This is a genomic window from bacterium, from assembly GCA_024226335.1.
GTDB lineage: Bacteria > Myxococcota_A > UBA9160 > SZUA-336 > SZUA-336 > JAAELY01.
In genome coordinates this window covers 1-1,874 of the sequence record JAAELY010000526.1, presented here as the reverse complement: position 1 = coordinate 1,874, position 1,874 = coordinate 1, and the positions used below count along the sequence as shown (strand labels likewise).

1 protein-coding gene is annotated in these 1,874 nt (G+C 65.9%); it reads right to left on the bottom strand.

The annotated features are described in order from the left end of the window. Positions 1–268: 268 nt before the first annotated feature. Positions 269–1,426, bottom strand: a complete 1,158-nt coding sequence (locus tag GY725_25500) for a hypothetical protein (GenBank protein ID MCP4007550.1) — start codon at positions 1,424–1,426, stop codon at positions 269–271. Positions 1,427–1,874: the final 448 nt, after the last annotated feature.

Here is a 1,874-nt window from a genome sequence, read left to right as displayed (position 1 = left end):
CCACGTCACAATTCAAGAAAAAATCAAAGATCACTCGCGCAAGTCTTTGAATCCCACTGGCTTTTCCAGCGCGTTCTCACTCAACAGTCGGCCTCGATGTTTGCAGTTGGTGTTTTCGTGTCCAATCGTGAAGCGGGTGTTCTGCGAATCGTGAGGTCCTGCCAAGCGGCGGCAGCCAGGTCGCCTGGAACGGGCCCAATTGCTCCTGAACTGGGGGGCGCTGCGATCCTCCCAGCGATAGGTATGCGCGAGACCCAGTTCGAATTCCCTACGCGCTCTGGGCCCCCGCTCGCAGTTTCTCCAGCGTGGTGCGGACTCGCTCGAAGCCTGAGAGCTCAGCCGGAACGAAGATCTCGGCCAGGGTTGCGGCGACGGCGCTCGAGCCCGCGGCGGCCCCCGCCGCGGCAAGCAGCCCGGCCCTCAGTAGTTTTCGCCTCTCGAGTACCAGCCGTTTGCGTGTACCCCAGAGTGCCAGGGCGGCTCCAGCTCCAAGCCCCGAGACCCTGCGTTGCGTTCGTCTGCGCAAGCGGGCCTGCTCTTCGCCCTGTGCCAGGAGTTTCTCCGCGAGCGCCAGAGCATCGTCGCGTGGCGGTGGTGGTGGCGTCGAGCTGGCGCCGAACTCGATGTCCGCCAACAGTCCACAGTGATCCGAGTACAGCGGCGATTGCCTCCGCTTTTCGAAGTCCTCGTCGAAGACGCGTCGGAGAGCCACGGGCGCGGCGCCGTTCTGCTCACCATCCCGCGCCAGCACGAAGTCGATGCGCTTCCCGCCACTTGACCCGGGAGCCCGGGTCGGGTCGTCGGCACCCGCGGTATCCCGGCGGCTGTCGAGTTCGGCGGCTGTGTCTCGGAGCCCGCTCAGGCCGAGCAGAATCCGGTACTCGGGAGCTCCCTCCGACAGGTTCAGGTCTCCGACCACGATGGCGGGCTCGCGGATCTCCCGGACGGCTGCCGCTAGTTCCACGGCCTGGGCCGAGCGCTGGCCACGGTACTCGTCGGGAGCCTGGGGGGCGCTGTAGCGAGCGTGCAGGTGCGTGTTGAACAGGCGGAGCGCACCTGCAGGGGTGACGATTTCTACCTGCACGAAGCCCTTGCCACCGTAGTAGTCCGCGTGTTGGACGCGCTGCGGAAGGCCCGCGAGTGAGTAGGGTTCGAAGCGGGCGTTCTGGAGCGGCAGGCGCGAGAGGAGCATCAGTCCGCTTCCGCCGAGTGCGGCCGACCTGTGCCAGACGTGCACGTAACCGGCCCGCTGACCGGCGGCCGCGAGCTGCTCGCGCGCCCCCTGCGTCCAGACCTCCTGCAGCGCCACCACGTCGGCATCCAGGCGCGGGAAAGCCTCCCCGATTCGCCGCATGCGCCCGGCGAGATCCGTCGATACGGGCTCGGGCAGCCCCCAGACATTCAGCGTCAGTACGCGCAGTTGCATTTCGATCTGCGAGTGTACCTCGGCCAGGGGAGGGCGGGGCGGTACCCTCTTGGGTTCCCCGGAGTACGATTCCTGTCGTCACGGTCCAAGCACGCACCCGCCCGTGGAACTCATCCTGTGCTTCAGGGCTCGACCGACTGGCGGAGGAACAGTTCGACGTAGGCACTTACGGGAAACACGCGCGGACTTCGCTGTAGACGTATGGAACTACACTACGTGCACGGCCGTTGCTCTGCCGACTGTCGAAAGGGTCGGCTCGTCGGTTTGGACCAGTATGCGGTCAGCTGCCAGACGAGAGTCGCGGCGTCGAATCCGTACGAAGACTGCCGGTACCAGGTAGAGGGCGATGATCGAGCACCCGCCGACACCGCCCGCGATTGCGGTCGCCATCGGTGGCCAGAATCGTCCACCGAAGAAGATGAGCGGCAGGAACCCCCCGATCGTCGTG

Bases quoted from the DNA above. Each gene is read 5' to 3' on its own strand.
- GY725_25500 (MCP4007550.1), bottom strand. From the start codon at position 1,426: ATGCAACTGCGCGTACTGACGCTGAATGTCTGGGGGCTGCCCGAGCCC.